Annotated in this window: 6 protein-coding genes and 1 pseudogene; 2 read left to right on the forward strand and 5 right to left on the reverse strand. The window is 66.1% G+C overall.

Translation table 11 applies throughout. The annotated features are described in order from the left end of the window. The 4 genes and pseudogenes from ACLPJJ_RS12280 to ACLPJJ_RS12295 form a co-directional block, all read right to left on the reverse strand. Window positions 1–209 (reverse strand): annotated as a pseudogene (locus tag ACLPJJ_RS12280) (glutathione S-transferase family protein); the annotation flags it as partial. A 16-nt stretch (window positions 210–225) separates the two neighbouring features. Continuing rightward, entirely contained in the window at window positions 226–1,158 is a 933-nt protein-coding gene (locus ACLPJJ_RS12285; protein ID WP_443591261.1) for a ribose-phosphate pyrophosphokinase, read from the reverse strand. Between the two features lie 63 nt (window positions 1,159–1,221). Continuing rightward, entirely contained in the window at window positions 1,222–2,028 is an 807-nt protein-coding gene (proC, locus tag ACLPJJ_RS12290; protein ID WP_443591262.1) for a pyrroline-5-carboxylate reductase, read from the reverse strand. A 13-nt stretch (window positions 2,029–2,041) separates the two neighbouring features. Then, a complete protein-coding gene (locus ACLPJJ_RS12295) occupies window positions 2,042–2,548 on the reverse strand; it encodes a YbjN domain-containing protein (protein WP_443591263.1) in 507 nt (168 codons plus the stop codon). A gap of 357 nt (window positions 2,549–2,905) precedes the next feature. Between ACLPJJ_RS12295 and ACLPJJ_RS12300 the strand changes: the two genes are divergently transcribed. Further along, window positions 2,906–3,640 (forward strand): tetratricopeptide repeat protein, encoded by a 735-nt coding sequence (locus tag ACLPJJ_RS12300; RefSeq protein ID WP_443591264.1) that lies wholly within the window; start codon window positions 2,906–2,908, stop codon window positions 3,638–3,640. Window positions 3,641–3,697: 57 nt separating this feature from the next. On the opposite strand, the gene eno is transcribed toward ACLPJJ_RS12300, so the two are convergent. Next, a complete protein-coding gene (eno, locus tag ACLPJJ_RS12305; RefSeq protein ID WP_443591265.1) occupies window positions 3,698–4,975 on the reverse strand; it encodes a phosphopyruvate hydratase in 1,278 nt (425 codons plus the stop codon). A 156-nt stretch (window positions 4,976–5,131) separates the two neighbouring features. Here eno and ilvD point away from each other — a divergent pair, with 156 nt between their 5' ends. Continuing rightward, window positions 5,132–6,994 (forward strand): dihydroxy-acid dehydratase, encoded by a 1,863-nt coding sequence (ilvD, locus tag ACLPJJ_RS12310; protein ID WP_443591266.1) that lies wholly within the window; start codon window positions 5,132–5,134, stop codon window positions 6,992–6,994. Window positions 6,995–7,134: the final 140 nt, after the last annotated feature.

The following is a 7,134-nucleotide window of genomic DNA, read 5'->3' on the forward strand; positions in this document are numbered from 1 at the left end:
CTGGCGATCGCGGGCCACTCCGTCAGCACCGAACCATCGTCGCGCACCAGCGCCGGCACCATCGATATCGGGTTAATCGAGGTGTATTCGTGCTTGTACTGCGCGCCGCTGGCGAAATCGAGCTTCAGCAGTTCGAAGGGTTTGCCGATCTCTTCCAGCAGCACATGGATCCCGAGCGAGCACGCCCCGGGGGAGTAAAAGAGTTTCATCGGCATCCCTCTTTTGTCAGTCGAACAGCGAGCTCACCGAGCTCTCGGTCGAGATGCGGCGCATTGCCTCGGCCAGCAAGGGGGCGATGGAAAGCTGGCGGATGTTATGCGCGAGGCGCACCGCTTCCGTCGCCGCGATCGAGTCGGTGATCGTCATCATCTCGATCGGCGAAGCGGCGATACGCGCCACCGCGCCACCCGAGAGCACGCCGTGCGAGACATAGACCTGCACGGACTTGGCGCCATTGGCCAGCAGCGCCTCGGCGGCGTTGCAGAGCGTGCCGCCGGAGTCGCAGATATCGTCGATGATGATGCAGTCCCGCCCCTCGACCTCACCGATGATGTTCATCACCTCGGAGACGCCGGCGCGCTCGCGGCGCTTGTCGATGATGGCAAGATCGGTGTTCAGGCGCCGGGCAATGATGCGGGCGCGCAGCACGCCGCCCACGTCCGGGGAGACGATCATCGGCTCACGCCCGGCGAAACGCTCCTCGATATCGCGCGCGAAGAGCGGCGCGGCGGGGAGGTTGTCCACCGGGATGTCGAAGAAGCCCTGGATCTGACCGGCGTGCAGATCCATGGTCAGCACGCGGTTGGCGCCGGCCTCGGCGATGAGGTTTGCCACCAGCTTGGCCGAAATCGGCGTGCGCGGGCCGGACTTACGGTCCTGGCGGGCATAGCCGAAATACGGAATCACCGGAGTGATGCGCCGCGCGGAGCCGCGCCGCAGCGCGTCCAGCGTGATCAGCAGCTCCATCAGGTTGTCATTGGTGGGGTAGGACGTGCTCTGAACGACGAACACATCCTCACCGCGGACGTTTTCATGGATTTCCACGAACACTTCCATGTCGGCGAAGCGCCGAATGGAGGCCTTCGCCAGCGGCAGGTTCAAACCCGCGGCGACAGCTTCGGCCAGTGGGCGGTTGCTGTTGCAGGCGACAATTTTCATGCTGGCTATTCCCGGTACAAGTCTGGTCGGGCGCGGTGTAGCAACCAGCCCCCGCCTTGTAAATTAAGCGGAGAGCTCCCGGGACCGATCTGTGGCAGCTTGAATGGCCTCGTGGAAAGTTTTTGGCCAAGCGTCATCCGCGCGCAACACTGCCAGCGCCCGCTCGGTGGTACCCTTGGGCGAGGTGACCGCAATCCGCAGTTGAGAGGCGTCCTCGTCCGACGCCGCGAGCAGTGCTGCCGAGCCGATCACCGTCTGCCGGGCCATCTGCCGGGCCAGTGCCGGGGGCAGCCCCTGGTCCAGCCCCGCCTGCTCCATCAGTTCTGTGAGCAGAAACACATAGGCCGGGCCGCCGCCGGAAATGGCTGTCACGGGATCGAGCAGCGCCTCATCCTCCACCCAGGCGATGTCGCCGGTGGCACCAAGCAGTGTGTCCGCCAGGGCTTTCTGCGCCGGGGTCACGGCGGCAGCGGCATAGGCGACGGTGATGCCCTTGCGCACGGCCGCCGGGGTGTTGGGCATGGCGCGCACGATCGCGGCCGGAGCGCCGAGCATCTCAGTCACCGCCTGCACGGTCTTGCCTGCCATGATCGAGATGAATACCGCGCCCCCCGCGAACCGGGCATAGGCGGGCAGCGCCTCGGCTGCCGATTGCGGCTTCACCGCCAGCACCACGGCTTCCGGCGCGAAGCTGGCGGGGATCGAAGCAGCATCCGCCACCACGGTGACATTCGGGCCGGCGAGCCTGGCAGACTCGGCAGACGGGTCCACGACGATCGCCTGCGAGAGGCCGCGTTCGCGCCAGCCGGCGAGCATGGCGCCACCCATGCGGCCACCGCCGACGAGCAGGAGAGAAGGTAATGCAGTCATGCGTGGCGTTATGTCACGCTTCGCCGGCGCACTCCAGCATGGCCGCGTCCAGCGCCTCATCGGCGCTCTTGCCGCCCCAGAGCACAAACTGGAAGGCTGGGAAGAAGCGCTCGCACTCGGTAACGGCGATATCGATCAGATCCTCGACCGATTCCGCCGAGCCCGAGACGCCGCGCAGCAGCACCGAATGGCGGTACACCGGCATGCCGGTTTCCTCATCCATGCCAAAATGCCCGATCCAGAGCCGCTCATTCGCCTTCGCCAGCAACTCGTACACCGCGCCACGCTGCTTGGCCGGCGCCTTCATGTCGAACGCGCAAGAAAAATGCATGACCGAGATTTCGTCGGACCAGCAGAAAAACAGGCCGTAATCGCACCATTTTCCATTGGCTTCCGCGGCCAGCTCCGAGTCGGAGCGGCGATCGAACATCCAGTCATTTCCGGAGACCACCTGCTCAACCAGGTCGAGCGGATTCGAGACGGTGGCGGTATCGTCTTCGTGGAGGGCGAGGCTCGTCATGCACAAGTCTCCTTGCAGCCAGATGTGCCGGGTGAGACTTTTCTGGGGTTTTTCGTGCCGCCGCCAGTGTTTCTCCCCACGACTCCGAGTCTATGCGGATTCCATAACGCGGTGCAACAAAAAGGTTATCTTGGCACCAGAGCGCATGGCGCGGGAACAACGCCCCTTCCCAGCGCGATTGGCCGGCCGCAGGCGCCGCGCCACATCAACTAACAATGCGTTTGCAGTACTTTCAGCATCCGGTAACAGGCGGTTACGTTACCCCCGCTGCATTGCGGCCCAGCCCCGTGCTACAGTGGCGGGGCATGGATATTCGTCCGCCCGCTCCTAAATTGAGGTGCGGTTACAGGAGTTGGTATGACAAGAGTTTTTCTCGCCCCCCTCGCGCTGCTTGGCGCCATGTTGCTTGGCACCGCCGCGCACGCGCAGGCGCAAACGCCACGCGATATCCAGACCATGATCGCCAACGGCCAGGACGCCCAGGCCGTGCAGGCGCTCAACAACGTGCTGGCGCAGCACCCGCAAAGCGGCGTTGCCTGGTATCTGCTGGCCGAGGCGCAGGACGCCCAGGGTAACGAGGCCGCCGCCGCCCAGGCGCTGAACAAGGCCCAGCAGATCGCCCCCGGCCTGCCCTTCGCCAACCAGCAGGAGGCCGCGGCGCTGCAGGCGCATATCTCCGCCACGCCCGTCCGGCAGCACCATGGCAGCGGCATCAGCCCGGCCATCATGGTCATCGGCGGGTTCGTCCTGCTGTTCGTGCTGCTGCGCATGTTCGGCCGCCGCCGCGCCGTCTATCCCGGCTATGGCGCCCCTGGCGGCATGCCTGGCGCCCCCATGGGCTACGGCGCTCCCAATTACGGGCCGGGCGGCGGGTTCGGTGGTGGCGGGATGGGCAGCTCGCTGCTCTCCGGCCTTGCCGCCGGCGCCGGTTTCGCGGCGGGTGAGCGCATCATCGACGACCTGACCGGCCAAGGTGCTGCCCGCGCCGGCACGCCGGACTTCCCGGATAACAGCCGCGATGACGGGCTGCTCGGCAACCCCGGCTGGGACAACTCCAGCGACGACGACCTGAACGACAACAGCTGGTCGTAAAAACAAAAACCCCGGCAGCTCACACTGCCGGGGTTTCTTATTTCAGAGCGTCAGCTCTCAGACGCGGCGCATCAGCGGGCCGTAATACCGGGCGGTGCCACCCAGCTCGGCCTCGATGCGGATCAGCTGGTTGTACTTCGCCGTGCGGTCGGAGCGGGCCAGCGAGCCTGTCTTGATCTGCCCGCAATTCGTCGCCACCGCGAGGTCGGCGATGGTCGCGTCCTCGGTCTCGCCGGAGCGGTGGGACATCACGGCGGTGTACCCGGCGCGGTGCGCGATCTCGACCGCTTCCAGCGTCTCGGTCAGCGTACCGATCTGGTTCACCTTCACCAGAATGGAGTTGGCGGTGCCGGCCTCAATGCCGCGGCGCAGGCGGGCCGGGTTAGTGACGAACAGATCGTCGCCCACCAGCTGCACCTTGCCGCCCAGGCGCTCGGTCAGCAGCTTCCAGCCGGCCCAATCATCCTCGGCGCAGCCATCCTCGATGCTGGCGATGGGGAAGCGCGACGCCAGCCCTGCAAGATACTCCACGAACTCGGCCGCGTCGTATTTCTTGCCCTCGCCGTGCAGATTGTACACGCCGTCCTTGTAGAATTCGGTGGAGGCGCAATCGAGCGCGAAGGTCACGTCCTCGCCCGGGCGGTAGCCGGCCGTCTCGCAGGCCTTGGCGATGAAGCCCAGCGCCTCGTCGGCCGACTTCAGGTTCGGCGCGAAACCGCCTTCGTCACCCACGTTCGTGTTGTGCCCGGCGTCGTGCAGCGCCTTCTTCAGCGTATGGAAAATCTCGGCGCCGATGCGCACCGCCTCGGCGATGGAGGACGCGCCGACCGGCTGGATCATGAATTCCTGGATGTCGATCGGGTTGTCGGCATGCTGGCCGCCGTTGACGATGTTCATCATCGGCACCGGCAGGGTGCGGGCGGAAACGCCGCCAATGTAGCGGTACAGCGGCATGCCGTTATCGGCCGCGGCGGCCTTGGCCAGCGCCATGGAGACGCCAAGGATAGCATTGGCGCCCAGGCGGGACTTGTTCGGGGTACCGTCCAGCTCGATCAGGATGTTGTCGATCCCGACCTGGTCTTCCGCGTCCAGCCCGAGAATGGTGTCCAGGATCTCGCCCTCGACGGACTCAATCGCCTTCAGCACGCCCTTGCCGTTGTAGCGGGACTTGTCGCCAACGCGCAGCTCGACCGCCTCATGCGCGCCGGTCGAGGCACCGGAGGGCACGGCGGCACGGCCGAACGCGCCGGATTCCAGCAGCACGTCCACTTCCACGGTGGGGTTGCCCCGGCTGTCGAGGATTTCCCGGGCGACGATATCGGCAATGGCGGTCATCTGACTGGCTCCTGCTTGGTTTTATGGGGCGCGAGTAGCCCAGCAGCGCCCCCCAAGCAAGCATTAAGCCGCCTCTGGCCTTGGCGGTTGCCATTCTCCATATAGAGCGATAACCCGAGACCCAGTTTTCCCCGACCACCACGCCAGGACGCAACCATGCCCGCATACCGTTCCCGCACCTCCACCTCCGGCCGCAACATGGCCGGCGCCCGCGCCCTGTGGCGCGCCACGGGCATGCAGGACGGCGACTTCAACAAGCCGATCATCGCGGTGGTGAACTCCTTCACCCAGTTCGTGCCCGGGCATGTGCACCTGAAGGACCTGGGCCAGCTGGTGGCGCGCGAGATCGAGGCCGCGGGCGGCGTGGCCAAGGAATTCAACACCATCGCGGTGGATGACGGCATCGCCATGGGCCATTCCGGCATGCTCTACTCCCTGCCCTCGCGCGAGCTGATCGCGGATTCCGTGGAGTACATGGTCAACGCCCATTGCGCGGACGCCATGGTCTGCATCTCCAACTGCGACAAGATCACCCCCGGCATGCTGATGGCCGCCATGCGCCTCAACATCCCGGCCATCTTCGTCTCCGGCGGGCCGATGGAGGCGGGCAAGTACATCCATGGCGGCAAGACCGAGGCGCTGGACCTGATCGACGCCATGGTCGCCGCCGCCGACCCGAACGTGACCGACGAGGAAGCCGCGGGCATGGAGCGCTCCGCCTGCCCCACTTGCGGCTCCTGCTCCGGCATGTTCACCGCCAACTCCATGAACTGCCTTACCGAGGCGCTGGGCCTCTCACTGCCCGGCAATGGCAGCCTGCTCGCCACCCATGCCGACCGCAAGGAGCTGTTCCTCGAGGCCGGGCGCAGGATCGTGGACCTCGCCCGCCGCTGGTACGAGAAGGACGACGCCACCGCCCTGCCCCGCAGCATTGCCACCTTCCAGGCATTCGAGAATGCCATGTCGCTGGACATCGCCATGGGCGGCTCCACCAACACGGTGCTGCATCTGCTTGCCGCCGCGGAAGAAGGTGGGGTGAACTTCACCATGGCGGATATCGACCGCCTCTCGCGCCGCGTGCCGAACCTTTGCAAGGTCGCGCCCTCCAAGGCCGACGTGCATATGGAGGACGTGCATCGCGCCGGCGGCATCATGGCCATTCTTGGCGAAATGGCGCGCGGCGGGCTGCTGCACACGGACGTGCCGACCGTATATGCCCCCACGCTGGGCGATGCCATCGCCGCGTGGGACATCTGTGCCCCCGGCCGCACGGCCGATGATGCCGCCTCCACCCTGTTCCTTGCCGCTCCGGGCGGGGTGCGAACCACCCAGGCCTTCAGCCAGAGCCGCCGTTATGAGTCGCTGGACGCCGACCGCGAGAAAGGCGTGATCCGCGACATCGCCCATGCCTTCAGCCCGGATGGCGGCCTCGCCGTGCTCACCGGCAACATCGCGCAGGACGGCGCCATCGTGAAAACCGCCGGCGTTGATCCCTCCATCCTGGTTTTCTCCGGCCCCGCGCGCATCTTCGAGAGCCAGGACGACGCCGTCTCCGCCATTCTCGGCAACCGCATCAAGGCGGGCGACGTGGTGGTGATCCGCTACGAAGGCCCAAAGGGCGGCCCCGGCATGCAGGAGATGCTGTATCCAACCAGCTATCTGAAATCGAAGGGCCTGGGCAAAGCCTGCGCGCTGATCACCGATGGCCGCTTCTCCGGCGGCACGGCGGGGCTCTCCATCGGCCATGTCTCGCCGGAAGCCGCCGAGGGCGGCGCCATCGGGCTGGTCGAGGAAGGCGACAAGATTGAGATCGACATCCCGAACCGCGTGCTGCGCGTGGCGGTGAGCGACGAGGAAATGGCCGCCCGCCGCGCCCGCATGGAGGCCAAGGGCAAGGATGCCTGGACGCCCAAGCGCGAGCGCCATGTCTCCGCCGCCCTGCAGGCCTATGCGGCCATGACCACCAGCGCCGCCCGAGGTGCTGTGCGCGACGTAACCCAGCTCAGCCGCAAGGGCTGAACACAATCGGCAGAGGGGGCGATCATCACTGATCGCTCCCCTGCCACACCACCCGGCATGCGGGTCCGCACCGGGCGGTTCGAGAGATTGAGGTTAGGCGAGTCTGGGCATTCCTAGCTGGTCTGCCCACGCGATTGTGA

The sequence above is a fragment of the Acidocella sp. genome (assembly GCF_052326845.1).
In the GTDB taxonomy this organism is placed as follows: domain Bacteria; phylum Pseudomonadota; class Alphaproteobacteria; order Acetobacterales; family Acetobacteraceae; genus Acidocella.